Below are 26,174 nucleotides of genomic sequence, written 5' to 3'. Positions count from 1 at the left end.
CCACGGAGCTTAGCGGGCGTAAAGCTGGGTGAAAAACGCCGAGCCGCCGGCTTCTGATGGGGCTACGGGCACATCGGGGACGGTCTTGAAGAGTCCGGTGAAGGACATGTTATCGGTCGAGAATCGAGACGGGACGACTGGGAGCGGAGGTGGAGCTGCGGTTGATTGGCCGGCCATCTGCTGGGCGGAAAACGCGGCATTCGTGCCGTTTTCGTGCTTGGCAACGAGGACGCGATAGACTTCCCGAATCGTGCGTGGCTGGCCGTTGCTATAGAAGATTGCCTGGTTGGCGTCGGCCTGGCGGGGGAAGAGATTGACCGCCAACTGGTCGGGGTCCTGCAGGCCGGCGCGAAACATGCGCTCGGCGCCTTCAGCCCCCAGAAAGTGGGCGATATAAAGCTCTCCGGCGCTTGGATTGCGGCCGAACTGGTTCTTCAAATATTCGCCATTCCGTCGCGTAAAGGCGGCGGCGAGATCAGCGGAGATTTGCGGATCCTCGCGCAGTTTGAGGATTGCGGCTTTGGTCTGGGGATCGGCGATGGTGTAGGTGCCGTCGCTCCTGCGCTGGATCTGGTCGGCATATTGGCCATAGCCGAGCGCCGGGCCTTGTTCCTTCATGGTTTGAAGCCATGTGCTTTCAAGGAACTGGAAGAGGCCCGTGGCCGAAGAGGTCGATGCCTTGGCGCTCGGATTGAGGCTGCTTTCTCGAATCGCGGTCTGCAGCAAATAGGAGAAATCCACGCCCGTACGATTGCCTGCCGCAGTGAGTGCGGAGGCAACGTTTTGCGGTACGGAGATGGACTGGACGCCCATGAACTGCCTGAGTGCGAGCCGAAGTTGCGTTAAGGAATGCCTTACTATGGCTAACGGTCCGTTAACATTGACGACGAGTTAACGCCATTCGGTCACGACTTGCGACAAATCGGGACGCGGGCGGTCTTCGATGGCCGTCGTCGGGGTGCCGATGTGGACGAAGCCAACAAACTGCTCCCCATCCTTCGCGCCCAACATCGCGGCAGCGTCCTTATCGAACGTGTACCAGCGAGTGATCCAAGTCGCGGCATAGCCAAGCGCATAGGCGCCGTGAATGAGGTTGAACGCGACATTAGCTGCCGAGAGCAACTGCTCGAATTCGGGCACCTTTACGTGCGGCTTGGCCGTCGAGATGACACCGACGACAAGCGGCGCCGGCAGGAACTGGCGGCGCTCGGCATCAAGGCTGGCTTCGTCGAGTTCCGGGCGCTTTCGCTTGGCGATCTCGGCGAGCTTCTCGCCAGCAGCAGCACGAGCATCACCCGAGATCAGGACGAGACGCCATGGGGCAAGCTTGCCGTGATCGGGGACGCGGGTCGCGATGGTGAGGAGCGTATTGAGCTCGTCGCCGGTCGGCGCGGGTTCGGCGAGGAAGGCCTGGCCGACGGAGCGGCGGGTGAGGAGATAATCGCGGAGGGCAGGATTGGCGGGCATGATGAACCTTGGGGATCGGGTGACGGGCCTGTAAAATTGCTTTGAGCCTTTCCCGTGGCGGTTTTCAAGCCGCGCCGTCTGTGACACAGCTTAACCCCAATCGCGCACCATATTTATGAGAGTCGGTCAGCGCCCGACCGCATCCATGGCCCGAACCACATGCTGCCTGCTTTTCGCCTGATCGCCTGCGCCTTTCTCGGCTTTACCAGCCTGTCACTGAGCGCGGCGCCTACAGTCATCGCGCAAGACAGTGTCGAGATCCCGCCCCTGCCCCGGCCGCGGCCTGATCCGGACTCCCTGCCCAGTGCGCCTGCTCCTGCGGCGGATGGCGCAAATAGTGCTACCGATGCCATTTCAGCAATCACCGATGCGCCGCAACCGGTGACCCTGACGGCGCGTATCACGCAGGAAGGCGCAGCCGTGCCAGAGGGTGTGATCTGGCGCGTCTATGACAGTGTGCCCGATGCGCAAGGCAATATGACGCTAGTGGCAAAATCGGAGCAGGCGACCGCCAAACTCGATCTGCCGCCAGGGGAATATGTAGTGCATGCCGCCTATGGCCGCGCACAGCTAAGCGAATCGCTGTCGGTCGTGCCCGGCAACAATGAGAAGGTGATCGATCTCGAGGCCGGAGCGCTGAGGCTCAACTCCGCCGTGACCGGCGACATTCCAATTCCGCCGACCGAATTGAAGTTCGACATCTTCACCGCCGGCGACGAAGCGAGCCGCGTGTTGATTGCCGAAGGCTTGCCGCCAAACGATATCGTTACGCTCAACGCGGGGACCTATCACATCGTCTCGCATTTCGGTGACATCAACGCCGTGGTGCGCGCGGACTTGCGCGTCGAAGCCGGCGAGTTGACCGACGCAACGCTCTATCATCACGCCAGCGAAGTCTCGTTCAAGCTCGTCTCTGAAGAAGGCGGCGAGGCTATTGCCGACGTCGAGTGGACTGTGAACACGGCCGACGGCGCGACGGTGTTTACCGATCGCGGCGCGTTCCCGAGCACAGTGCTTGCCGAAGGCGACTATGTCGTTTTGGCCAAGCAAGGCGAGAAGGTCTATAATCGCGATGTGCAGGTGGTTTCAGGCGGTTCGCGCGAGATCGAAGTTTTGACGAGCGTATATCAGGGCGGTTAGCCCCGATAGACCGTTGCGCTGGCGACGCTATTAGAGCGTGTGCGGAATAACCTTGCCATCCTTGATGGTCACGATGCGATCGGCGCGGCGCGCCAGATCGTAATTGTGCGTGGCGATCAGCGCGGCAGCACCTTCGGTGCGGATGAGGCCCTTGAGAGCTTCGAACACGACATCGCTGGTAGTGGGATCAAGATTGCCCGTGGGCTCATCGGCGAGGATGACGCGCGGATGATTGGCGGCGGCGCGGGCTATGGCAACGCGCTGTTGTTCGCCGCCGGAGAGTTCGGCTGGGCGATGGGTGGCGCGTGGGCCGACGCCGAGAAGTTCGAGCAGTTCCATTGAACGCACGCTGGCCTCGGCGGGTGTCTTGCCGGCAATCAGTTGCGGCATCGAGACGTTTTCGAGCGCGCTGAATTCGGGCAGCAGATGGTGGAATTGGTAAACATAGCCCACGGTGTTGCGGCGGAGCTGCGTGCGGCCGCGATCGTTGAGCTGGCTTGTCTTGTTGCCGACGATCTCGACTTCGCCCGACTGCGGGCTTTCGAGCAGTCCGCAGAGGTGCAGCAATGTCGACTTGCCAGCGCCAGACGGCGCGACAAGGGCGACGAGCTCGCCGCTTTCGACGGTAAGATCAGCCGCATCGAGGACGCGGATCTGGGTGGCGCCCTCACCGTAGTGATGGTGCACACCCGAAAGGCGCAGGAACGAATTACTCATAACGCAGCGCCTCGACAGGATCGTATTGGGCGGCTCGCCAGGCGGGATAGAGCGTGGCGAGGAAGCTGAGGCCGAGGGCCATGACGACGACAACAGTGACTTCGGTCGGGTCGGTCTTGCTGGGGAGCGAGGAGAGGAAGAAGACTTCCGGCGGGAAGAGCGTAACCCCGAGCAGATTGGAAATCGAGGAACGCAGTGCTTCGGCATTGGCGGCGACGATCAGGCCCAGCACGAGGCCGGAAAGCGTGCCGACGACGCCGATAGTGGTGCCGGTGATCGAGAAGATGCGCATGATGGCGCCGCGTGTGGCGCCCATGGTGCGCAGCACGGCAATGTCCTTGCTCTTATCCTTCACCAGCATGACGAGGCTTGAAATGATGTTGAAGGCGGCCACGAGCACGATCATCGAGAGGATAGTGAACATCACAACCCGCTCGACCTGCAAAGCCGAGAAGAAGGTCTCGTTGCGCTGCTGCCAATCGTTGAGCAGCAAAGGCCGGAGGCCGGGCGTCGCGGCGATGCGCTCGCGCATGGCGGCGACATTGTCGGGATCGTCGATGAAGATTTCCGCGCCGCTCGCGCGGTAAATGCGCTCATAGGCGGCGTCGATTTCTTCGTCCGACGCCATAGGGTCGAGCGGGCCTTGGCCGGGCTTGAGGACATCGTCGTAGAGCTTGAAATAGTCCTGTGCCGTCTGCAGCGGCATGAACATGAAGAGACTATCGAATTCGACCATGCCGAGATTGAAAATGGTACGAACCGGATAGGATTTGATCTGCGGAGTGGAGCCGAAGGGCGTCATGGCGCCGCTATCGGGATTGATGATCTGGACCTGATCGCCGAGCCCGACGCCGAGCGTCTGGGCCAAGCGATAGCCGATTGCGACACCATCGTTCTGGTCCCAAGAGTCAAAACCACCCTGCTCTGCCGAATTATAAAGCAGCGTCAGCTTCTTGAGATTTTCCTCATCCATGCCGCGGACGGACACGCCGGTCGAGCCGCCGCGGCCGGAGGCAAGCACCTGGCCCTCGGCGTAATAGACAGCGAATTTTACGCCGTTGACGGTCTGGAGAGCGTCGACGGTTTCCTTGTAATCGGTGAACTGGCTCTCGATGGGATAGGCCGTAAAATGCCCATTCAGCCCGAGGATCTTATCGAGAAGCTCGCCGCGAAAGCCGTTCATCACCGACATGACGACGATGAGGGTCGCCACACCAATGGCCACGCCAACCATGGTGAGGCTGGCGATGACCGAAATGAAGGCTTCCTTGCGCCGGGCGCGCAAATAGCGCGCAGCAATCATCCATTCAAACAGGGAGAACGGCCGGGTGGACCGGCCGGCCGGGGCTTGCTGCGCTGAGGTGGTCAAATGTCGTTCATCCGCTGGGGTTCGATCAGGCCCTTGAGACGCTCGACCGCATTGGCGAGCGGCAGCGTCTCGCGCTCGCCAGTCTTGCGATGTTTGATTTCAACTTCGCCCGATTTAAGGCCGCGGGGCCCGAGGATGAGCTGATAAGGAATGCCGACGAGATCGGCTGTGGCAAACTTGGAGCCAGCAGGCTGATCGCGATCATCATAGAGCATGTCGAGGCCGGCCGCAGTCAGCTCGCCATAGAGCTTGTCGCAGGCGGCATCAGTGTCGGCATCGCCGGCCTTGAGATTGATGAGCACGGCTTCGAAGGGCGCGACGGAGACCGGCCAGACGATACCGTTTTCATCATGGCTGGCTTCGATGATGGCGGGCACGACACGGGTCAGACCGATGCCATAGGAGCCCATGTGGACGATGGTTTCCTTGCCGTCATTGCCGGTGACAGAGGCCTTCATCGGCTCGGAATATTTCGTGCCGAAATAGAAGATGTGGCCGACTTCGATGCCGCGGGCGGAGACGCGCTTGTCTTCCGGGACCGAGGCTTCGTATTCGGCGTGATCGACCATTTCCTCGGTGGCGGCGTAGAGCGACGTCCAATCGTTGAAGATCGGCTTCAAATCGCCGCGGAAATCGACATCCTGGCCGGGGATGGGCTTATCGAGGAGATCGCGATGGCAGAAGACCTGGCTTTCGCCGGTTTCGGCCAGAATGATCCACTCGTGACTCAAGTCGCCGCCGATCGGGCCGGTATCGGCGCGCATCGGAATGGCGGTCAGGCCCATGCGGGCATAGGTGCGCAGGTAAGCGACGAACATGCGCTCGTAGGCGGCAACGGCGCGATCTTTATCGAGATCGAAAGAATAGGCGTCCTTCATCAGGAATTCGCGGGAGCGCATGGTGCCGAAGCGAGGACGCACCTCGTCGCGGAACTTCCACTGGATGTGGTAGAGATTCAGCGGCAAGTCCTTATAGGACTTCACGTAAGTGCGGAAAATGTCGGTGACCATTTCCTCATTGGTTGGGCCATAGAGGAATTCGCGCTCGTGGCGATCTTCGATGCGCAGCATTTCCTTGCCGTAGGCGTCGTAACGGCCCGATTCGCGCCAGAGATCGGCGGACTGGATCGTGGGCATCAAAAGTTCGATCGCGCCGGAGCGGTTTTGCTCCTCCTCGATGATCTTCTGGACCTTCATCAGCACCTTGTAGCCGAGCGGCAGCCAGGAATAGAGGCCGGAGGCCTGCTGACGGATCATGCCAGCACGCAGCATTAGCCGGTGCGAGACGATCTCGGCTTCCTTGGGCACATCGCGCAGCACCGGCAGAAAATAGCGGGAAAGGCGCATGGGAACTCCGAAATTGCTGGCTAAAGCGCGTCGCGCCCGATCGGGCTCGCCCTCCGCTTTAGCTCCTTATTTGACGCATGTCTTCGCCCTGAAACCGGTAACCACTTTCAGGAGACATGCCTAGGACTCGTGGCTTTTGTTGATGCCCACTCAGATCGTAACCGTCCATACGATTCAAGCATGCTTGCTATGCAGAATCTACGTGACAGACAGAAAATCTGTTGTTAGGTTCCCGTCACAATAAAGCCAAGGCGGTTCAACCGCTAACGATCGACAACGTCAAGGGAGGAGCCTTGGCCGCACGCTGAACAGCGAGCCTAAGACCAAGGTATTGTCGATTTAACTCATAAGAGCGGGGCCTTGTGCCCTGCTTTTTTATTTTGGGTCATAGGCTTATGGTTGATGCTGAACATTTTACGCGAATGGCGATGGCGTTGGCCGAGGTGACAAGCGCGCCGCATTTCGATCGCATCGCTTTCAAGGTGAAGCGGATTTTTGCGACGCTGGCGGGCGATGGCAGAAGCGTCAATTTGAAGCTGACGCCGGATGAGCAGGCGTTCAAATGTCAGCTCGCGCCGGACGTGTTTCGGCCCATCGACAATGGCTGGGGGCGGCAGGGCTGGACGGCTATGGATTTGGCGGCGGCGACTGAGGCGGATGTGCAGGCGGCGCTGGAAATGGCCTATGCGCATGCTGTAGGGCCGGCGAAGAAGCGGTGAGGGTTTCGGACCTACGCTTCAGGGGCAGTTTTCAAGCATGGGGCCGACGGATGGGGATGCATTGTCGCTGGCAAGGACCCACTGCTCATCCCGGTAGGTGACGACCATTTCCTTGCCCTTGGCGATGGCATGGGCGATCTGGCGGACTTCCGGGTGGTCGCTTTTCGAGACGTCGAGCACGCGTTCGGTGTCGAGGTCGACGACTTCTGCCATCAGATCATCGAAGGCGACGTTGCCGAAGCGGACGGCGATCGGCGCATCCGGCATGGAGTGTTTTTGCTTTTCGAGCGGAATGCCGGTGAAGACGGAAAAGAGCAGCGCGCCTTCGCGGAATTCGTCGCAGATCAGCTGCACTTCGATCGTGTCGGTTTCATCGACTTGCGAGGCGATGAAGAGAAAGCCCTGATCGTCGCTTTCGTCGTCGACCTGCCAGACTGCGAAGGCGGGGCTGACCATGGCCAGAGTGGCGGACATGGCCATGACGGTCTTGCGCATGGCGGGAGCTCCCTTTTGGGGTGTCGCAGACTGGGCTAGCGGTTCCAATAGGCCATCAGCGTTTCGTTAGTCAGCGCCCAGAGCAGGAGGGCGGTGAAGACCACGGCGAGACCCGTTGCCATCAGGGCCTTGCGCATGAGGCGCGGAGCGACTGGCGAGCCGGGATCGGCGCCTGGCACCAGGGCCTCGCCGGTTTCGTGATGGCTGTGGGAACCAATCGGCAGCACGGCGACGAAGCAGAGCCACCAGACGACGAAGAAAACGGCGGCGATCGATCCCCACTGCATGGCGCTAGACCTTATGAACGAAGACGTTGACGTTGGGCTTGCGGCCCCAGAACGCGTTTACCTCGTTGCGGATGGATTTGAACAGGGCGGAGCTGAACACATCGGGGTCAGAGCGGCGCTTGGGCGGCAGGCTCTTGATGGTGCCGGCGACGGCTTCCTCGATGAGCTCGACGAGCGATTCATCTTCGGTTTCCGGCAGGCCTTCGACCACATAATCGGGGCCGGAGACGACATGACCCGATGAATTGACCGCGAGGCTGACGATGACCATGCCGCCGAAGGACAGGCGGCGGCGGCCCTTTACGCCCGATTCCTCGGGCGTGCAGAGGACGAGGCCATCGAGATAGAGTTCGCCGGTGCGCACTTCCGCGGGATAAGCCATGGGCTCGGGGAAGAGCCGGACCATGTCGCCATTGCGCGCTTCGCAGACATTGGGAATGCCGGATTCGCGACCAAGCTTGGCATGGGCCTGGAGGTGCATGGCTTCGCCGTGGACGGGCACGAGCACCTGCGGCTTGAGCCAGGAATAGAGGCGCTGCAGTTCGCCGCGGCGGGGGTGGCCGGTGACGTGGACCAGGCCATCATTGGCGGTGATGACCTCGACGCCTTTGTCGATCAGGAGGTTCTGGATATCGATGACTTCGCGCTCGTTGCCAGGAATGGCCCAGGACGAGAAAATCATGCGGTCGCCGGCGTTGAGATCGATTACCGGGTGCTCGCCACGCGCGATGCGGGCGATGGCCGCGCGGGCTTCGCCCTGGCTACCGGTACAGATCAAGACACACTTGTCGCGCGCGATGGTCTTGTAGGCATCCTGATCATGGAGAACCGGCAGGCCTTCGAGCATGCCGATTTCGCGGGCGATGCCCATGATGCGGTGGAGCGAGCGGCCGGAGAGCACGACCTGGCGGCCGGCCTGATGGGCCGCGCGGACGATGGAGACGACGCGGCCAACATTGGAGGCAAAGGTCGTGACGGCGACGCGATGGGGCGCATCGGCGATCAGCTTGGCGAGGTTGGCACCGATCTCGGCTTCGCTCGGGCTTTCACCCTCCTTCATCGCATTGGTCGAATCGCAGACGAGCGCGAGGGGCGTACTGGTATCGGCGCCGATGGCCTCGAAGCGGGCAATATCTGTCGGCGCGTTGACGACGGGCGTGGGATCAAGCTTCCAGTCACCCGTGTGTAGGACGCGGCCGACGGGGGTGGAAATGAGGAGGCTGTTGGATTCGGGGATCGAATGCGCGACGTTGATCGCCTCGATGGTGAAGGGACCAATCTCGAACGGCTTGCCGGGACGCATGATGCGGACATCGACGTTTTCGACGATACCGTCCCCTGCCCGCTTGGCGGCCAGCATAGCCGCCGTGAACGGCGTCGCGTAGACCGGGCGCTCGAAAACCGGCCAGAGGTCGAGTACGGCGCCGTAATGGTCTTCGTGGCTGTGCGTGAGGATCAGGGCCAAAACGTCATCGGCGTGTTCCTCAAGAAACTCGGGATTGGCCATGATGAGTTCGATGCCCGGCAGATCCGGTCCACCGAAGCTGACGCCGCAATCGACGACGATCCACTTGCGCGAATGTTCGGGGCCGAAACCATAGGCCCCCATATTCATGCCGATCTCGCCAACGCCGCCAAGTGGCACGAAAACGAGTTCATCCCTTTGGTTCTTTGCCATGGGTCTTTTCTTTCTTTTTGCGCACGGCGCCTGGCGATCTTTGGTCGCTGGTCGTCGCGCAGATGTTGTGGTCAGCTTCGGGCGCTGGCCGTTGCCCCAAAATGTACATCGCCCGCCGTGATCACGATCCGCGCGCCATCATCGTCGCGCATGACCAGACGACCAGAGGAGTCGACTGTTTCGAAAATGCCGCGCCTGACGACACCGTCCTGCTGGACGGCAACCGGGGCGCCGATGCCGGCGGCAGAACCGCGCCAGCGCTCGAGAATGTCGCTGACGCCACGTCCGTCCTGCCAGAGCGAGAAAGCCTCTACCCAAGCATCGGCAAGGGCGGCGAAAACTTCTTCTGCGCTCCGCTCGTAGCCGAGTTCGCGAAGGCTGGTAGCGGGATAAGGCAAACCGGTGGGTGCGGCAACCACATTGACGCCGATGCCGATGACGATGGCGTTGCGGCCATCCGGGGTCTTGGCCATTTCGAGGAGGATACCGGAGACCTTGGCACCATCGGCCAGGACGTCATTGGGCCACTTGAGTGCCACCCTGCCCCGGCCATCGAGCGCATCCGCGCCATCGATGCCGATGCGTACGGCACCCTGCGGCAGAATGCGGGCAAAGGCCGTCTGCATGGCGACGCCGGCAACAAAGCCAAGGGTGGCGAGAGCGTTGGGTTCGGCGTCGGGAATAATCAGAAGACTGGTGGCCAGATTGCCTGGCGTACTTTCCCAGGCACGACCACGACGGCCGCGGCCGGCGGTCTGGTGCAGGGCCGCAAACCAGATGCCGCCCGGGTCACCCGCGGCGGTCGCCGCGAGCGCTTCGACATTGGTCGATCCGATTTCATCGTATCCGGCCAGACGGTAGCCCGCTGAACGGGCTACCGGGCCAAGTGCGAAATCCGCCACCTAGAACAGGCTTCCGGCGGCGATATGAGCCCAATTGGTGAGGGCACTGCCGACCGTGAAATAATAGGTCACGATCAGGAAGGCGCTGACGGCGATGATGATGTTAAGTTCGTTGGGCACAGCCGCGAAGGTCGACTTGGGCTCATCGAAGTACATCGTCTTGACGACGCGCAGATAATAGAAGGCGCTGACTGCCGAAGCGAGCATGCCGATGACGGCAAGCACAAATAGGCGCGCTTCGATGGCGGCAAGGAAAACTTGCCACTTGGCGAAGAACCCGGCGAGCGGCGGCAGGCCGATCAGCGAGAACATAATGATCGCCATGATCGCGGCCACGAATGGACGCGTCTGTGCGGCTCCAGCCAGATCGTCGATGGTTTCGACGTAGCCGTTTTCAGTGCGCAGCGAGAGAATGCAGGCGAAGAGGCCTGCCGTCATGGTGACATAGATCGCCATATAGATGGCGACGCCTTCGACACCCACCTGCGTGCCCGACGAAAGACCGACGAGGGCGAAGCCAACGTGACCGATCGAGGAATAGGCGATCAGGCGCTTGATCGACTTCTGGCCGATCGCGGCGAAGGCCGCCAGGACCATGGAAGCGATCGAGAGGAAGATCACGACCTGCTGCCAATCACCTGTAATCGGCTGGAACGTATCCATGACGAGGCGGATCATCAACGACATGGCGGCAACCTTGGGCGCCATGGCTAAGAAGGCGGTAACCGGGGTTGGTGCGCCTTCGTAAACGTCGGGCGTCCACATGTGGAACGGCACGGCCGAGATCTTGAACGCAACGCCCGTGAGAAGGAAGACCATGCCGAAGATCAGGCCAACGGAACGGCCTTCCATGGCGATAGCCGAGACGATTTCCTGCAGGTTGGTATGGCCGGTAAAGCCATAGACCATGGAGGCGCCATAAAGCAGCAAGCCCGAGGACAGCGCGCCAAGTACGAAATATTTCAGGCCCGCTTCGGTGGCACGCGGATCATCGCGCTTGATGGCGGCCATCACGTACAGCGCAAGGGACTGCAGTTCGAGGCCGACATAGAGGCTCATCAGGTCATTGGCCGAGACCATGACCATCATGCCGAGCGTCGCGAGAACCGCGAGGATCGAATATTCGAACTTGTGGAGGCCGTTCTCGAAATCATTCGGCATGGCCAGAATGAGCGAGAGCGCGGCGCCGCCAAGAACGAGCAGCTTCATATAGCGCGCGAAGGCATCGGCGATGAAGACGCCGTTGAACAGCACACCATCGGCCGGATTGAGCACGGCGGTGAGGCCAGCGGCAGCAATGAGCAGCACGGCGAGCCAGGAGATGAGAGCCGACTTTTCCTTGTTGATGACGACGCCAATGACCAAAAGGACAAGGGCGCCGACTGCCATCAGCAATTCGGGATAGGCAGGCGCAATGCTCGCGAAATCAGTAACGTCAGAGTTCACGGTGCTCTCCTAGTGCGCAGCAGGCTCAGCCGCGTGCTCTGCGGCTGGAGCGGCCTCGCCCGTGGGCGCGGCATATTCGAGGGGTGCCCTTGCATCGGCAAGAGAAACGGCGGGGTCGAGACCAACCGAAGTTGCGTAATGCGACACCAGATTGTTGACCGAGGCGGCCGTCGTATCGAGGATCGGCGAGGGATAGAAACCGAACACGATGATCAGGACGATCAGGGGATAGAGCACGACCTTTTCGCGCAGGCTCAGGTCGAGAATGCCCTTGAGCGATTCCTTGGTGAGCGCACCGAAAACAACGCGGCGATAAAGCCAGAGGGCATAACCGGCCGAGAAGATCACGCCGAAGGCAGCGCCGAACGCGACCCAGGTATTGACCTGGAAAACGCCCATCATCGTCAGGAATTCACCGACGAAGCCAGACGTGCCAGGAAGGCCGACATTGGCCATGGTGAAGACCATGAAGGCGAAGGCATAGCGCGGCATGCGTTCGACCAAGCCGCCATAGGCCTCGATATCGCGGGTGTGCATGCGATCATAGATGACGCCGACGGCCAGGAAGAGCGCGCCGGAGACGAGACCATGCGAGATCATCTGGAACATGGCGCCCTGGATGCCCAGCGCATTGCCCGCAAAGATACCCATGGTCACGAAGCCCATGTGGGCGACCGACGAGTAAGCGATCAGCTTCTTGATGTCGGTCTGAACGAGGGCCACCAGCGAGGTGATGATGATGGCGGCGACGGAGAGGACGAACACGAAGTTCGAGAGCTGCGCCGAGGCATCGGGGAACATGGGCAGGCTGAAGCGCAGGAAGCCGTAGCCGCCAAGCTTGAGGAGGATTGCGGCAAGGATCACCGAACCAGCGGTCGGTGCTTCGACGTGGGCTTCCGGCAGCCAGCGGTGGAACGGCCACATCGGCATCTTGACCGCGAGCGAGGCGAAGAAGGCCAGCCAGAGCCAGATCTGCATGCTTTCCGGGAACTCGTGCGTCAGGAGACGCGAAATGTCGGTGGTGCCGGCATTCCAGTACATGGCCATGATGGCAAGAAGCATCAGGACCGAACCGGTGAAGGTATAGAAGAAGAACTTGTAGCTCGCCTGGATGCGGCGCTTGCCGCCCCAGATACCGATGATGAGGAACATCGGCAGCAGCGTGCCTTCGAAGAAGACGTAGAACATGGCGAGATCGAGCGTGGTGAAGACGCCGATCATGAGGACTTCCAGGATCAGGAAGACGACCATGTATTCCTTGACGCGCTTGTCGATCGCTTCCCAGCTCGCCAGCACGCAGAAGGGCATGAGGAGAGCCGAAAGCACGACGAAGAGCACGGAAATGCCGTCGACGCCGACGCGATAACCGATGCTTTCGCCCAGCCAGTCATAATTGACGACGAACTGGAAGCCGGGATTGGACGGATCGAAGGCGGACCACATCCAAAGAGACAACCCGAGGGTGACGATAGTCGTCACCAGCGCGGTCCAGCGGATGGCGTCGAGCGCCGTCTTGGGGGTGACCAGGATCAGTGCCGCCCCGACGAGCGGCAGGAAGGTCAGGATCGTGAGGATAGTATTGTCGAAGTTCATCAGATCAGACCCCCGGCCGTAATGGCCCAGGTGAGCAGCGCCGCGATGCCGATCAGCATGGCGAAGGCATAGTGATAAAGGTAGCCGGACTGGAGCTTGACGACCCAGGAGGTGACATTCTGGACGCGACGGCCGAGGCCTTCGGCAATCTTGCCATCGACCAGCCAATCATCAAAACCATGCCAGATGGCACGGCCGATCCAGAGCGCGGGGCGCACGAAGATCGTGTTGTAGAGCTCGTCGAAGTACCACTTGTTGAGTAGGAACTGGTAGAGGCCAGGATTGGTGGCCGCGAGCTTCCCGGGCACTTCCGGACGACGAATGTACATGTACCATGCGGCGACGAAGCCGATGATCATGGAAATCGTAGCGCTCCACTTCACCCAAAGCGGCACATGATGCGCAGCTTCGATGATTTCGTGATCGACAAAGATCGAACCGGCGAAGAAGTGCTCGATGTGTTCGACCTCGTGGAAGAACATGCCGTAGAAAACGACACCAGCGAGGACCGCGCCGACTGCCAGCACATAAAGCGGCACCAGCATAACGTTGGGCGACTCATGGGCGTGGTCGTAGGCCGAGCCGTGATGGTGAGCATCGTCATGCGACACCGCAGCATGGACGTGATCGCCAAGATTGCTGTCGTCAATCGGCTCGTGATGGGTTTCGGCATCGGCATGCGCCGGGTCCGGATGGGCGGTATGGCTGTGCTGCGCATCGCGCGGCGAGCCGTGGAAGGTCAAGTGCACGAGGCGCCAGGAGTAGAAGCTCGTAAAGAGCGCTGCGATGACGAGGAGCCAGAAGGCGAGGCTCCCGACATTGCCGCCGTAAGCATAGGCGCTTTCGATGATCGAGTCTTTGGAGAAGAAGCCGGCAAAACCGAGGCTGGTGCCCGGAATGCCGACGCCGGTGAGCGCCAGCGTGCCGATCATCATCATGGCATAGGTGATCGGGATCTTCTTCCGGAGGCCACCCATGTTCCGCATATCCTGCTCATGGTGCATGGCATGGATAACCGAGCCGGCTCCCAAGAACAGGAGAGCCTTGAAGAACGCGTGGGTGAAGAGATGGAAGACGCCAGCCGAATAGGCACCGGTGCCGAGGGCGACGAACATGTAGCCGAGCTGCGAACAGGTCGAATAGGCGATGACGCGCTTGATGTCGTTCTGGACGAGGCCAACGGTTGCCGCGAAGAATGCGGTAATGGCGCCGATGACGATGACCACGGTCAGAGCCACCTGCGACAGCTCAAAGAGCGGCGACAGGCGGGCGACCATGAAGACGCCGGCGGTGACCATGGTTGCGGCGTGAATGAGCGCCGAAACCGGGGTCGGGCCTTCCATGGCGTCCGGGAGCCAGGTGTGCAGCAGGAACTGCGCCGACTTGCCCATGGCGCCCATGAAGAGCAGCAGGCAGATGACGGTCATCGCATCGACGTTCCAATTGAGGAAGCGGATGACGGGGAGACCGGTGGTCGCGAACTGATCGGCAGCGGAGAAGGCGCCATCGAAATCGATATGGCCGAGAACCATGAAGGCGCCGAAGATGCCGAGAGCAAAACCGAAGTCACCGACACGGTTGACGATGAAAGCCTTCATGGCGGCAGCAGTGGCCGACGGGCGCGTATACCAGAAGCCGATGAGGAGGTAGGACGCGAGGCCCACGCCTTCCCAGCCGAAGAACATCTGCAGGAAGTTGTCGGCCGTCACCAGCATGAGCATGGCGAAGGTGAAGAGCGAGAGATAGGCGAAGAAGCGCGAGCGGTGCGGATCTTCGTTCATATAGCCGATGGAATAGAGGTGAACGAGCGCCGAAACGGTGTTCACGACCACCAGCATGATGGCGGTGAGCGTATCGACGCGCAGCGTCCAGCGCAGATCCATGTCACCGACCTGGATCCAGCGCATGACCTCGACCTTGAGGACAGCCGCATGACCATCACCCACGGCGCCGACAAGACCATCGCCAAAGGCGACGGGGATGAAGACGACCCAGCTCAGAACCGCTGCGATGAGCAGCAGACCCGTGGTGATGAATTCGCTCGGCCTGTGGCCAATCGAGCGGCCGAGAAAGCCGGCTATAAGCGCCCCGATGAGGGGCAGGAAGACAATCGCCTGTATGATCATAGCGCCCAGCCTCAGCCCTTCATCATATTGGCGTCTTCAACCGCGATGGACCCACGGTTGCGGTAGAAGATAACGAGGATCGCAAGGCCGATGGCGGCCTCCGCAGCAGCCACGGTGAGGATGAGGAGCGCGAAAATCTGCCCCTGCAAGTCACCGCGTTCGGCGCTGAACGCGACCATGTTGAGATTGACCGCAAGCAGGATCAATTCGACCGACATCAGGATGACGATCACGTTCTTGCGGTTGAGAAAGATTCCGAACACGCCAAGCGTGAGCAGAATGGCTGCCACGGTCAGGTAGTGACCGAGCCCGATTTCCAAGCCCATGATTAAACCCCTATAGTCCCTGACCGCTCTTCACTTTGACAACCTTCAGCGTCTCGCTGGCCTTGCGGGCCACCTGATCCACCGGGTTCTGGCGCTTGGCCGTCGACCGATGACGCAGGGTCAGCACGATCGCGCCGATCATGGCGACCAGCAGCACCGCACCGGCACCCTGGAACAGGAAGACGTAGCGCGTATAGAGCACGAGCCCGAGCTGCCTTGTATTGTCCATGCTCACATCGATCGGGAGACCAGTCGACCCACCGACCTCAGGCGAAATCACGAAGCTGCCGGCAACGAGCAGCAGCTCGAGCAACAGCACGACGCCGACGAGAATGCCGATGGGCGCATATTGCAGCATGCCCGACTTCAATTCGGCAAAATCGACGTCAAGCATCATGACGACGAAGAGGAAGAGCACCGCCACGGCGCCGACATAAACGACGATCAGGATCAGCGCCAGGAACTCGGCGCCGGCCAGCATGAAGAGGCCAGCGGCGTTGACGAAGGCGAGGATCAGGAACAGCACGGCGTGAACCGGGTTGCGCGATGAAATCACCATGAAGGCGGAAGCGATCGCCACGATGGAGAAGAGGTAGAAGAAGAATAGTGGAAGCGTCATCTTCTTCCCCCTCAGCGATACGGCGCGTCGGCTGCAAGGTTGGATGCGATTTCACGCTCCCAACGATCGCCATTGCTGAGGAGCTTTTCCTTGGAGAAGTAGAGCTCTTCGCGCGTTTCGGTTGCAAATTCGAAATTCGGGCCTTCGACGATGGCGTCGACCGGGCAGGCTTCCTGGCAGAAGCCGCAATAGATGCACTTCACCATGTCGATGTCGTAGCGCACCGTGCGGCGGGTGCCGTCGTTCTGCCGTGGGCCGGCCTCGATGGTGATGGCCTGGGCCGGGCAGATGGCTTCGCAGAGCTTACAGGCAATGCAACGCTCTTCGCCATTGGGATAGCGGCGCAGCGCATGCTCACCGCGGAAGCGCGGCGAAACCGCACCCTTTTCGAAGGGATAGTTGATCGTCGGCTTGGGCGAGAAGAAATAGCGCATGGCCAGGAAGAAGGCCGAAACGAACTCCTTCATGATCAGCGTATTGACGAACTGGGTGGCGCGCATCAGGCGATCCCTCCGTGCCAACCCCAGCCCGTGAGCTTGAGAACGAAGGCAACAATCACAACCATCACGAGCGAGAGCGGCAGGAAGAGCTTCCAACCGATCCGCATGAGCTGGTCATAGCGGTAACGGGGCACGATGGACTTGGCCATCGCGAACATAAAGAACACAAGCGTAAGCTTGATGAAGAACCAGATCGCGCCGGGGATCCAGGTGAATGGCGGCAGATCGATCGGCGAGGCCCAGCCACCCATGAAGAGGATCACGGTCATGCCGCACATCAAGAGGATCGAGATGTACTCGCCCAGCATGAAGAGCATGTAGGGGGTAGCCGAATACTCGGTCATGAAGCCGGCGACGAGTTCGGACTCGCCTTCGGCGAGATCGAAGGGCGGGCGGTTGGTTTCGGCGAGGGCCGAAATGTAGAACACCACGAACATCGGGAAGAGCGGCAGCCAGAACCAATTGAGGAACGACAGCCACGGCACGCCAAGCGTATGGGCAAGGCCCATCTGGGTCTGGGCGACGACGATGTCATTGAGGTTCAGCGAGCCGACGCAGAGCAGCACGGTGATGATGACGAGGCCGATCGAGACTTCGTAGGACACCATCTGTGCGGCCGCGCGGAGTGAGCCGAAGAAGGGGTACTTCGAGTTCGACGCCCAACCGCCGATGATGACGCCATAGACCCCGAGCGAGGAAATACCGAGCAGGTAGAGAATGCCGATATTGATGTTCGCCATTGCCCAACCGTTGTCGATCGGAACAACGGCCCAGCCGCCGAGCGCGAGGGTCGCGGTCAGGAGCGGCGCAAGCAGGAACAGCGCCTTATCGGCACCGGCCGGGATGATCGGTTCCTTGAAGACGAACTTGAGCAAATCCGCAAAGGACTGCAGAAGGCCAAAGGGACCGACAACGTTGGGACCGCGACGCATCTGGACCGCAGCCCAGACCTTGCGGTCGGCGAGAAGGATGAAGGCGGTGAAGACCAGCAGCACCACCAGAAGCAGCAGGGCCTTATAGATAAAACCGATCTGCACACCCCAACCGAGGAAGGGGATGCCGAGCAGATAGTCGAGGGCCGAAGTGACGAAATCCATTGGGGTCCCCTACTCCGCGGCCTGCCGCAAACCGGCGGCAAGCGCGGCGCATTCGCCCATGACGGCCGAAGCGCGTGCAATGGGATTGGTCAGATAGAATTCGGACACGGCCGAGCCGAGCGGCGCCGACTTGGTCTTGATCGCAGCCTTCGCGAGCTTGCCGAGATCGGCGGTCTTGGCGGGCGTGATCTCATCGACTCGCGACAGGTGCGGGAACTCGGCATAAAGGGCCGAACGCAGCTGGGCCAGCGAATTATAGGGCAGTGGCTTGCCGATCGAGCCGGAAAGCGCGCGAATGATCGCCCAATCTTCCTTGGCTTCGCCCGGCGGGAACACCGCGCGGGCGGTCTGCTGGACACGACCCTCGGTGTTCACATAGGTGCCGGACTTTTCCGTATAGGTCGCAGCCGGCAAGATGACGTCGGCGCGGTGTGCGCCATTGTCGCCATGCGAGCCGATATAGACGACGAAGGCTTTGCCCATGGCCGAGAAGTCGTATTCATCGGCGCCGAGCATAAAGAGCACGTCGAGTTCGCCCTTACCGGCCAGCGCGATCTGATCGGCCGAGCAAACGCCGCCATCGTGGGGCACGAAGCCGATATCGAGACCGCCGACGCGGCTGGCAGCATTGTGGAGCAGCGCGAAGCCGTTCCAGCCTTCAGCAACATTGGCGCCGGTCGCGAGCTTTGCGGCCGTGGCGATGACGTCGCGGCCGACCTGCTTGCCAAGAGCGGCATGGGAGACGGCGGCTTCACCGACGATGATCAGCGGGCGCTGGGCATTGGCGAGCGTATTGGCGAAGGCACCATTGCCGGCGGCAAGATCTGCGAGGGTTTCGAAGCCTTCGCCGAGATAGTCGTAGGAATAGGTGAGATCGTTGCGCTCGCCGATGACGGCGATCGGCACGTTCTTCGCACGCCAAAGCTTGCGAATGCGCGCGTTGAGCACGGCGGCTTCACGGCGCGGATTGGCGCCGATGATGAGAACAGCGTCGGCTTCTTCGATACCCGCAATGGTAGGGTTGAAGAGATAGGCCGCGCGCGGCATCGAGGGATCGATACCCGACATGGCGGGGCGCACATCGGTCATGCCGGAGCCGATCGAGGCGAGCAGGCCCTTGAGGGCATACATTTCTTCGACCGCAGAGAGATCGCCGGCAATGGCGCCGACCTTGCTGCCAGCCTTCTTGAGGCGGGTCGCAACAGCGCCGAGGGCTTCGTCCCAGGTTGTCGCCTGGAGTTTGCCGTTCTTGCGCACATAGGGGCGATCAAGGCGCTGGTTCTTGAGACCATCCCATATGAAGCGGGTCTTATCCGAGATCCATTCTTCATTGATCGTTTCATTGACGCGCGGCAGGACGCGCATAACTTCGCGGCCACGGCTATCGACGCGGATATTGGAGCCGACGGCGTCCATCACGTCGATGGATTCGGTTTTGTTCAATTCCCACGGACGAGCGTGGAACGCATAGGGCTTGGAGGTCAGTGCGCCGACCGGGCAAAGATCGATCACATTGCCCTGCAACTCGCTCGACAGCGCGCGTTCGAGATATGACGTGATTTCGGCGTCTTCGCCGCGACCGAGCAGACCCATTTCGGAAATGCCCGCGACTTCCGTGGTGAAGCGGACGCAGCGCGTGCAGTGAATGCAGCGGTTCATAGAGGTCTTGACCAATGGGCCAAGATATTTGTCTTCGACGGCGCGCTTGTTTTCGAAGAAGCGCGACTTATCTACGCCATAGGCCATGGCCTGGTCCTGAAGGTCGCACTCGCCACCCTGATCGCAAATCGGGCAATCGAGCGGGTGGTTGACCAGCAGGAATTCCATCACGCCTTCGCGGGCCTTTTTGACCATGGGCGTATTGGTGAACATTTCAGGCGGTTCGCCGTTCGGGCCTGGCCGGAGGTCCTTGACCGACATGGCGCAAGAGGCCTGGGGCTTTGGCGGGCCACCCTTTACTTCGACTAGGCACATGCGGCAATTGCCAGCCACCGACAGGCGATCATGATAGCAGAAGCGCGGGATTTCTGCGCCTGCGGCTTCTGCCGCCTGCATCAGGGTGTAGTAGTCTGGAACTTCGACGAGCGTGCCGTCGACCTTAATGGAAGCCATTGCCCTACTCCGCAGCGATGGACGGAACCGCGCCGTCGCTGGTGGAAGAATATGTATATTGGTCGATACGCGCTTCGATGACGTCGCGGAAATTGCGGATCAGGCCCTGAACCGGCCACGCAGCAGCATCGCCGAGAGCACAGATGGTGTGCCCTTCGATCTGCTTGGTGACCGAGAAGAGCATATCGATTTCGCGCTTCTGGGCGCGGCCTTCGACCATGCGGCCGAGAACGCGCATCATCCAGCCGGTGCCTTCGCGGCACGGCGTGCACTGACCGCAGCTCTCATGCTTGAAGAAGGCCGAGATGCGCCAGATGGCCTTCACGATATCAGTGGACTTATCCATGATGATCATGCCGCCGGTGCCGAAAGACGACTTCTTCTCGCGCAGGCCATCAAAATCCATGATGGTATCCATCATGTCTTCTGCACGGACCACGGGGCACGAAGCGCCGCCGGGAATGACCGCGAGGAAATTATCCCAGCCGCCGCGGATACCGCCGCAATGCTTTTCGATGATTTCCTTGAAGCTTTCGCCCAGGGCTTCTTCGAAGGTCGCGGGCTTGTTCACGTGACCCGAAACCATGAACAGCTTGGTGCCGACATTGTTCGGACGGCCGATCGAGGAGAACCAGGCGCCGGAACGGCGGAGGATTTCGGGAACGACGGCGATCGATTCGACATTGTTGACGGTCGTCGGGTTGCCATAGACACCCATGCCAGCCGGAAATGGCGGCTTGAGGCGCGGCTGGCCCTTCTTGCCTTCGAGCGATTCCATCAGTGCGGTTTCTTCACCGCAGATGTAAGCGCCGGCGCCGTGATGGACGATGATATCCAGATCCCAGCCGTGGACGTTATCCTTGCCGATCAGCTTGGCGTCGTAGGCTTCCTGGACGGCTTCCTCGAGACGCTGACGTTCGCGGATGAACTCGCCGCGGACATAGATGAAGGCCAGATGCGCATCCATGGCGCGAGACGCCAGAAGGCAACCCTCGATCAGATGATGCGGATCATGACGCAGGATCTCGCGATCCTTGCAGGTACCGGGCTCGGATTCGTCAGCATTGACGAGGAGATAATGCGGGCGGCCATCGCTGACCTTGGGCATGAAGCTCCACTTGAGGCCAGTCGGGAAACCAGCGCCGCCGCGACCACGCAGGCCCGACGACTTGACCTCGTTGGTGATCCAATCACGGCCGGAATCGATGAATTCCTTGGTGCCGACCCAGGCGCCGCGCGACCGCGCACCTTCGAGCCGCCAGTCATGCTGGCCATAAAGATTGGTGAAGATACGGTCTTTATCAGCGAGCATTAGCGCGGGTCCTTCCCGAACACCTTGCGATATTCTTCGATGCCGCCACGAGCGAGCACCTCGGCCTGCTGCAGCCAGTTATCGCGGGCCACGCGGCCCTTGAAATTGAGGCTCGATTCGAGCTTGGTGATCTCTTCGGGCGTCATGGCAGCCACCTGGCTCCACTTGGTGATGCCAACGGCGTTGAGCTTGCGCTCAAGAACCGGACCGACGCCTGTTATCAGCTTGAGATCATCGGCAGGGCCTTCGGGCGCCGTGAAGATCGGCTGCGGATTGCCGCCATCAGCGCTGGGGCTCAGGCCTTCGGCAGGAGCGGCGACGACCTTCTTGGCGGATTTCTTGACGCCAGTCGCCGCGGCGCCGTTTTCGGCGGCTTCGACAGTCGCCTTGCCCGGAGCCTTGCCGCCATCGATCTTGCCAGCATCGGATTCGGCGCCAGTGGCACCGGGGCGCATTTCAGCGTTTGGCGTACCATCGGCCTTGGAGGCTGCACCTGCAGCCTTGCGCTCGCCTTCGGCCTTGGCCTCGGAGACCTTGGCTTCGCTCGGCGTGCCCTTCAGGGCCGGCGCATTTTCTTCACTCACGTCCTTGGGACGGGCAGCATTATCCGGCTCTGCAGTCTTTGCAGCGGCGGGCACTGCAGCAGCTGGCGCGGCGGCCGCGGCGGGCGCTGGTGCCTCAGGCGGGGTGGGCGGAATGAACTTTTCGCGGGTAGCCGTAGGCGTTTCGAGGAGAGTCGACTGACCACCTTCGGCGGCAGCGTTCAAACGATCGATCTGCGTACCCGGCTTGATGCTCGCGCCATTGCCGGCGTGGAAGGCATCGATGATTTCTTCGAGCCGGTTGGCCGTCAGGTCTTCATAGGTGTCATGGTAGATCGTGACCATTGGTGCGTTGACGCAAGCGCCCGCGCATTCGACCTCCTCCCACGAGAGCGTGCCATCATCGTTGAGATGATGCGGATCGTGGTGGATCTTGCTTTTGCAGACCTCGATCAACTCCCCTGCCCCGCGCAGCATGCACGGGGTGGTGCCGCAGACCTGAACGTGGGCACGGGTGCCGACGGGCTGAAGCTGGAACTGGGTATAAAAGGTCGCGACTTCGAGCACACGAATATAGGCCATGCCGAGCATCTCGGCGACCTTTTCGATGGTCGCGCGCGTGACCCAGCCGTCCTGATCCTGCGCACGCATGAGCAGCGGAATAACGGCAGACTGCTGACGGCCGGCGGGATAAAGCGCAATGCGCTTTTCGGCCCAGGCGGCGTTGGCATCACTAAAGGCGAAACTTGCCGGCTGAACCGACTCGTCTGCAAGGCGTCTCACGCTCATCAGCGGTCAACCTCTCCGAACACAATATCAATCGACCCCAGAATAGCGGTCACGTCTGCGAGCATGTGCCCGCGGCAAAGCCAATCCATGGCGCTCAAATGGGCAAAGCCCGGCGCGCGGATGTGGCAGCGATAAGGCTTATTAGTGCCATCGGCGACGAGATAGACGCCGAACTCACCCTTGGGGGCTTCGACGGCGGCATAGATTTCGCCGGCCGGGACCTTGTAGCCTTCGGTGTAGAGCTTGAAATGATGGATCAGCGCTTCCATCGACTGCTTCATCTCGCCACGCTTGGGGGGCACGACCTTGCCGTCGACCGACGACACGGGTCCCTTGCCCTCTGGTGCGTTCAGCTTCTGAACGCACTGCTTCATGATCTTGTTGGCCTGCCGCATTTCTTCCATGCGGACGAGGTAACGATCGTAGCAGTCGCCATTGGCGCCGGTCGGGATATCGAAATCCATTTCGGCATAGGCGTCATAGGGCTGCGCCTTGCGCAGATCCCAGGCCGCGCCAGAAGCACGAACCATGACGCCCGAGAAGCCCCTGCCCCATGCTTCTTCGAGCGGGACGATGCCGATATCGACGCCGCGCTGCTTGAAGATGCGGTTTTCGGTCAGAAGCGTATCGATGTCGTCGAGGGCTTTCGGGAACTCTTCGCAGAAGCTCTCGATATCATCGACCAGCGCCTGCGGCAGATCCTGATGGACGCCGCCGGGACGGAAATAGGCGGCGTGCATGCGGGCGCCAGACGCGCGCTCATAAAACACCATGAGCTTTTCGCGCTGCTCGAAGCCCCAGAGCGGCGGCGTCAGCGCGCCGATATCCATGGCCTGAGTGGTCACGTTCATCAGGTGCGCAAGCAGGCGGCCGATTTCAGCATAGAGCACGCGGATCAACTGCCCGCGGCGCGGCACTTCGACACCGAGCATACGCTCGACGGCGAGGGCAAAGGCATGCTCCTGATTCATCGGCGCGACATAGTCGAGGCGATCGAAATAGGGCAGAGCCTGGAGGTAGGTCTTGTATTCGATCAGCTTTTCGGTGCCGCGGTGCAGAAGGCCGATATGCGGATCAACGCGCTCGACGAGTTCACCGTCGAGTTCGAGAATCATGCGCAGCACGCCGTGGGCCGAGGGGTGGACCGGGCCGAAATTGATCGTGAAATTGCGAACGTCGACTTCGGACATCAGTTCTTAGCCTTCTCGTCACCGGGCAGCACGTAATCCGTACCTTCCCAGGGTGACAGATAATCGAATGAGCGGAATTCCTGCGGGAGGGATACCGGCTCATAGACGACGCGGCGGCGCTCTTCGTCATAGCGCACTTCCACAAAGCCAGTCAGCGGGAAGTCCTTGCGCAAGGGATGACCATCGAAACCGTAGTCGGTCAGGATGCGACGCAGATCGGGGTGACCCGAGAACAGCACGCCATAAAGGTCATAGGTTTCGCGCTCAAACCAATCAGCGCCTGGAAACACGCCGAAGATCGAAGGAACCGGCGTCGAATCATTGGTCTCGACCTTCACCCGAACACGCTGGTTCAGGTGCGGGCTCAGGAAGTGATAGATGACGTCGAAGCGGAATTCGCGGGCCGGATAATCCGTACCGCACACATCAACGAACGAGATAAAGCGGCACTTCGGATCATTGCGCAGGAACGTCACGACCTCGACGATCGACTCGCGCTTGGCGCTGATCGAAAGATCGCCGTAACCGACTTCAAAGCCCAGTACGGCCTCACCCAGCGACGCAGTAATGTGCTCACCCAAAGCAACCAGTGGATGGACCTGAACGACGGGCTCAACAGTTTCAACAGTATCGGTCATCGCAGGGCCTATCGCTCGATCGTGCCATCGCGGCGGATCTTCTTCTGCAACAGCAAGATGCCGTAAAGAAGCGCTTCCGCCGTGGGAGGGCAGCCAGGGACATAGACGTCTACGGGCAGGATGCGATCGCAGCCACGCACCACCGAATAGGAATAGTGGTAATAGCCGCCGCCATTGGCGCATGAGCCCATCGAGATGACATAACGCGGCTCGGGCATCTGGTCGTAGACCTTGCGCAGAGCGGGCGCCATCTTGTTGGTCAGCGTGCCAGCAACGATCAGAACGTCGGACTGACGCGGCGAGGCGCGCGGCGCAGTACCAAAGCGCTCAATGTCATAGCGCGGCATGGACATCTGCATCATTTCCACGGCGCAGCAGGCAAGTCCAGTCTGCATCCACATCAGCGAGCCGGTACGCGCCCAGGTGATGAGCTGCGCCGCGGTCGTGACGAGAAAGCCCTTGTCGGCCAGCTCGTTGTTTACGCCCATGAAGAACGGATCGTCTGCGCCCACGGCCTTGCCGGTATTTGGGTCGATCGCGCCAGTGGGACGAGGTGTCACCAGTGTCGCGTTGGAGGGGCTCAATCCCATTCCAGAGCTCCTTTGCGCCATTCATAAATAAAGCCGACGGTCAGCACGCCAAGGAAAGCCATGACCGACCAGAAGCCAAACCAGCCCACGTCATGGAACGCCACTGCCCAGGGGAAGAGGAAAGCCACTTCGAGATCGAAAATAATGAAAAGAATCGACACGAGGTAGAATCGGACGTCGACCTTCATGCGCGCGTCGTCGAAGGCATCGAAACCGGCTTCGAAGGCAGACAGCTTTTCTGGATCAGGACGGCGATGCGCAACGAGCCAAGGGGCAACGAGAAGCGCGCCACCAATGACCGCGGCAAGGCCGATAAAGAGGATGATTGGCAGGTAATTGCTGAGCAAGTCAGTCATGCGGCAGCCTAAGGTTCGGGCCGACGGGAGCCGCCGGCAATGCACGGGGCGAGCAAGCAATTTGGGCGAGCCGACCACCGCGTCTGATTGATGGCTAGGGCTTAGACCTTCCCCAAAACGGTTTCAAGGGAAAGAAAATATGAGCTGAAAGATCATATATCTGAGCCACATGGCTGAGATTGCTTATCGCTCAAAGGAGGTGAGTTTGGGGTAAATTTGGCGCGAGAAACTGCAATTTGGAAAAGCAGCCTTGTGCAAAAAGAAAGCGGCGAGCTGGTTATCCAGCTCGCCGCAATCGATCAAGTCAGCTTTCGCCAGACAGAATCTTAGAAGTGGTAGAACACACCAACGGTGGCCTTGGCCGTTTCGAAGAACGGATCAGCAGCACCGGTGTTGGTGAAATCACCCTGGCCAACAACTTCACCGCGGACGGTGATGACGTCGGTCACAGCAACTTCAACGCCGCCGCCGAGCTGGTAGAGGCCGGTCGACGCATTGTTGGCGGTCGAAACGCCAACACCACCGATTGCATAGACGGTCACGACTGCGCCAGCGCGGAGGTTTGCAAAGAACTCACCCGAAGAGGTGACGTTGTTGCTCCAGAGGTAGTCACCGGTGACTTCAACGCCGAGCAGGAGCGGGTCCATCGGGAGGAAGTTCACGCCGACAACGCCACCGATGACGCCGTAGGTGGTGTTGTTGACCTGGGAAGCGTAGGCCTGGCCAGCGGTGTTGCCGACGAACTGACCACCGGCGCGAACACCAGCATAGAGGCCATCCCACGAGAAACCAGCAGATTCATAGATCGGCTGCGGGGT

General features: G+C 60.6%; 26 protein-coding genes. 2 read left to right on the top strand and 24 right to left on the bottom strand.

Going from position 1 to position 26,174, the window contains the following annotated elements; genetic code table 11:
• Positions 1–9 precede the first annotated feature (9 nt).
• Positions 10–813, bottom strand: coding sequence for a transglycosylase SLT domain-containing protein (locus tag ASG47_RS03690; RefSeq protein WP_061907406.1), 804 nt, complete (start codon positions 811–813; stop codon positions 10–12).
• A 78-nt stretch (positions 814–891) separates the two neighbouring features.
• Positions 892–1,467, bottom strand: coding sequence for a nitroreductase (locus ASG47_RS03685; RefSeq protein WP_061907405.1), 576 nt, complete (start codon positions 1,465–1,467; stop codon positions 892–894).
• Positions 1,468–1,626: 159 nt separating this feature from the next.
• Between ASG47_RS03685 and ASG47_RS03680 the strand changes: the two genes are divergently transcribed.
• Complete coding sequence (locus ASG47_RS03680; protein ID WP_061907404.1) at positions 1,627–2,607, top strand: hypothetical protein; 981 nt, start codon at positions 1,627–1,629, stop codon at positions 2,605–2,607.
• A gap of 30 nt (positions 2,608–2,637) precedes the next feature.
• On the opposite strand, the gene ASG47_RS03675 is transcribed toward ASG47_RS03680, so the two are convergent.
• The 3 genes from ASG47_RS03675 to proS all read right to left on the bottom strand — a co-directional run bounded on the left by ASG47_RS03675 (position 2,638) and on the right by proS (position 6,039).
• On the bottom strand, positions 2,638–3,324 hold the full coding sequence (locus tag ASG47_RS03675) for an ABC transporter ATP-binding protein (RefSeq protein ID WP_061907403.1): 687 nt from the start codon (positions 3,322–3,324) through the stop codon (positions 2,638–2,640).
• Positions 3,317–4,627 (bottom strand): ABC transporter permease, encoded by a 1,311-nt coding sequence (locus ASG47_RS03670; RefSeq protein WP_061907449.1) that lies wholly within the window; start codon positions 4,625–4,627, stop codon positions 3,317–3,319. Before ASG47_RS03670 ends, ASG47_RS03675 begins: the two co-directional genes overlap by 8 nt.
• Positions 4,628–4,689: 62 nt before the next feature.
• Positions 4,690–6,039 (bottom strand): proline--tRNA ligase, encoded by a 1,350-nt coding sequence (gene proS / locus ASG47_RS03665; RefSeq protein WP_061907402.1) that lies wholly within the window; start codon positions 6,037–6,039, stop codon positions 4,690–4,692.
• Positions 6,040–6,434: 395 nt separating this feature from the next.
• Between proS and ASG47_RS03660 the strand changes: the two genes are divergently transcribed.
• Entirely contained in the window at positions 6,435–6,758 is a 324-nt protein-coding gene (locus ASG47_RS03660) for an MmcQ/YjbR family DNA-binding protein (protein ID WP_061907401.1), read from the top strand.
• A gap of 18 nt (positions 6,759–6,776) precedes the next feature.
• Here the strand turns inward: ASG47_RS03660 and ASG47_RS03655 are convergent, their stop codons facing one another.
• The 19 genes from ASG47_RS03655 to ASG47_RS20805 all read right to left on the bottom strand — a co-directional run.
• Positions 6,777–7,253, bottom strand: a complete 477-nt coding sequence (locus ASG47_RS03655; RefSeq protein ID WP_061907400.1) for a hypothetical protein — start codon at positions 7,251–7,253, stop codon at positions 6,777–6,779.
• Between the two features lie 35 nt (positions 7,254–7,288).
• Positions 7,289–7,540: a DUF1467 family protein gene (locus tag ASG47_RS03650; RefSeq protein ID WP_061907399.1), complete on the bottom strand. Its 252-nt coding sequence runs from the start codon at positions 7,538–7,540 to the stop codon at positions 7,289–7,291.
• Positions 7,541–7,544: 4 nt separating this feature from the next.
• Positions 7,545–9,218, bottom strand: coding sequence for a ribonuclease J (locus tag ASG47_RS03645; protein ID WP_061907398.1), 1,674 nt, complete (start codon positions 9,216–9,218; stop codon positions 7,545–7,547).
• 71 nt (positions 9,219–9,289) lie between these two features.
• Entirely contained in the window at positions 9,290–10,120 is an 831-nt protein-coding gene (locus ASG47_RS03640; protein WP_061907397.1) for a biotin--[acetyl-CoA-carboxylase] ligase, read from the bottom strand.
• Positions 10,121–11,566 (bottom strand): NADH-quinone oxidoreductase subunit NuoN, encoded by a 1,446-nt coding sequence (gene nuoN / locus ASG47_RS03635; RefSeq protein ID WP_082511544.1) that lies wholly within the window; start codon positions 11,564–11,566, stop codon positions 10,121–10,123.
• 9 nt (positions 11,567–11,575) lie between these two features.
• A complete protein-coding gene (locus tag ASG47_RS03630; protein ID WP_061907396.1) occupies positions 11,576–13,159 on the bottom strand; it encodes an NADH-quinone oxidoreductase subunit M in 1,584 nt (527 codons plus the stop codon).
• Positions 13,159–15,285 carry an NADH-quinone oxidoreductase subunit L gene (gene nuoL / locus ASG47_RS03625; RefSeq protein WP_061907395.1) on the bottom strand — a complete coding sequence of 709 codons (2,127 nt, stop codon included), beginning with the start codon at positions 15,283–15,285 and terminating at the stop codon, positions 13,159–13,161. The genes ASG47_RS03630 and nuoL overlap by 1 nt, the downstream gene beginning before the upstream one ends.
• Positions 15,286–15,296: 11 nt before the next feature.
• Positions 15,297–15,605, bottom strand: coding sequence for an NADH-quinone oxidoreductase subunit NuoK (nuoK, locus tag ASG47_RS03620; protein ID WP_061907447.1), 309 nt, complete (start codon positions 15,603–15,605; stop codon positions 15,297–15,299).
• A 16-nt stretch (positions 15,606–15,621) separates the two neighbouring features.
• On the bottom strand, positions 15,622–16,230 hold the full coding sequence (locus ASG47_RS03615) for an NADH-quinone oxidoreductase subunit J (RefSeq protein WP_061907394.1): 609 nt from the start codon (positions 16,228–16,230) through the stop codon (positions 15,622–15,624).
• An 11-nt stretch (positions 16,231–16,241) separates the two neighbouring features.
• Entirely contained in the window at positions 16,242–16,730 is a 489-nt protein-coding gene (gene nuoI / locus ASG47_RS03610; RefSeq protein WP_061907393.1) for an NADH-quinone oxidoreductase subunit NuoI, read from the bottom strand.
• Positions 16,730–17,827 (bottom strand): NADH-quinone oxidoreductase subunit NuoH, encoded by a 1,098-nt coding sequence (gene nuoH / locus ASG47_RS03605; RefSeq protein ID WP_061907392.1) that lies wholly within the window; start codon positions 17,825–17,827, stop codon positions 16,730–16,732. Before nuoH ends, nuoI begins: the two co-directional genes overlap by 1 nt.
• Before the next feature lie 9 nt (positions 17,828–17,836).
• Positions 17,837–19,939 (bottom strand): NADH-quinone oxidoreductase subunit NuoG, encoded by a 2,103-nt coding sequence (nuoG, locus tag ASG47_RS03600; protein ID WP_061907391.1) that lies wholly within the window; start codon positions 19,937–19,939, stop codon positions 17,837–17,839.
• A gap of 4 nt (positions 19,940–19,943) precedes the next feature.
• The gene (nuoF, locus tag ASG47_RS03595) at positions 19,944–21,251 is read right to left on the bottom strand and encodes an NADH-quinone oxidoreductase subunit NuoF (protein WP_061907390.1); all 1,308 of its coding nucleotides are present in this window, start codon (positions 21,249–21,251) and stop codon (positions 19,944–19,946) included.
• Entirely contained in the window at positions 21,251–22,582 is a 1,332-nt protein-coding gene (nuoE, locus tag ASG47_RS03590; RefSeq protein WP_061907389.1) for an NADH-quinone oxidoreductase subunit NuoE, read from the bottom strand. Before nuoE ends, nuoF begins: the two co-directional genes overlap by 1 nt.
• Entirely contained in the window at positions 22,582–23,772 is a 1,191-nt protein-coding gene (locus tag ASG47_RS03585) for an NADH-quinone oxidoreductase subunit D (RefSeq protein ID WP_061907388.1), read from the bottom strand. The genes nuoE and ASG47_RS03585 overlap by 1 nt, the downstream gene beginning before the upstream one ends.
• Positions 23,772–24,410 carry an NADH-quinone oxidoreductase subunit C gene (locus ASG47_RS03580; RefSeq protein WP_061907387.1) on the bottom strand — a complete coding sequence of 213 codons (639 nt, stop codon included), beginning with the start codon at positions 24,408–24,410 and terminating at the stop codon, positions 23,772–23,774. Before ASG47_RS03580 ends, ASG47_RS03585 begins: the two co-directional genes overlap by 1 nt.
• Before the next feature lie 8 nt (positions 24,411–24,418).
• Complete coding sequence (locus ASG47_RS03575; protein ID WP_061907386.1) at positions 24,419–25,000, bottom strand: NuoB/complex I 20 kDa subunit family protein; 582 nt, start codon at positions 24,998–25,000, stop codon at positions 24,419–24,421.
• The gene (locus ASG47_RS03570; protein ID WP_061907385.1) at positions 24,991–25,356 is read right to left on the bottom strand and encodes an NADH-quinone oxidoreductase subunit A; all 366 of its coding nucleotides are present in this window, start codon (positions 25,354–25,356) and stop codon (positions 24,991–24,993) included. The genes ASG47_RS03575 and ASG47_RS03570 overlap by 10 nt, the downstream gene beginning before the upstream one ends.
• A 326-nt stretch (positions 25,357–25,682) precedes the next feature.
• The coding region (locus ASG47_RS20805) for an outer membrane protein (protein WP_082511543.1) at positions 25,683–26,174 on the bottom strand (492 nt) is incomplete at its 5' end.

Origin of the sequence: Devosia sp. Leaf420 (assembly GCF_001425445.1) — a bacterium.
Taxonomy (GTDB): domain Bacteria; phylum Pseudomonadota; class Alphaproteobacteria; order Rhizobiales; family Devosiaceae; genus Devosia.
Note: the sequence above shows the minus strand (reverse complement) of the source record. Positions and strands in the feature narration are given on the sequence as shown.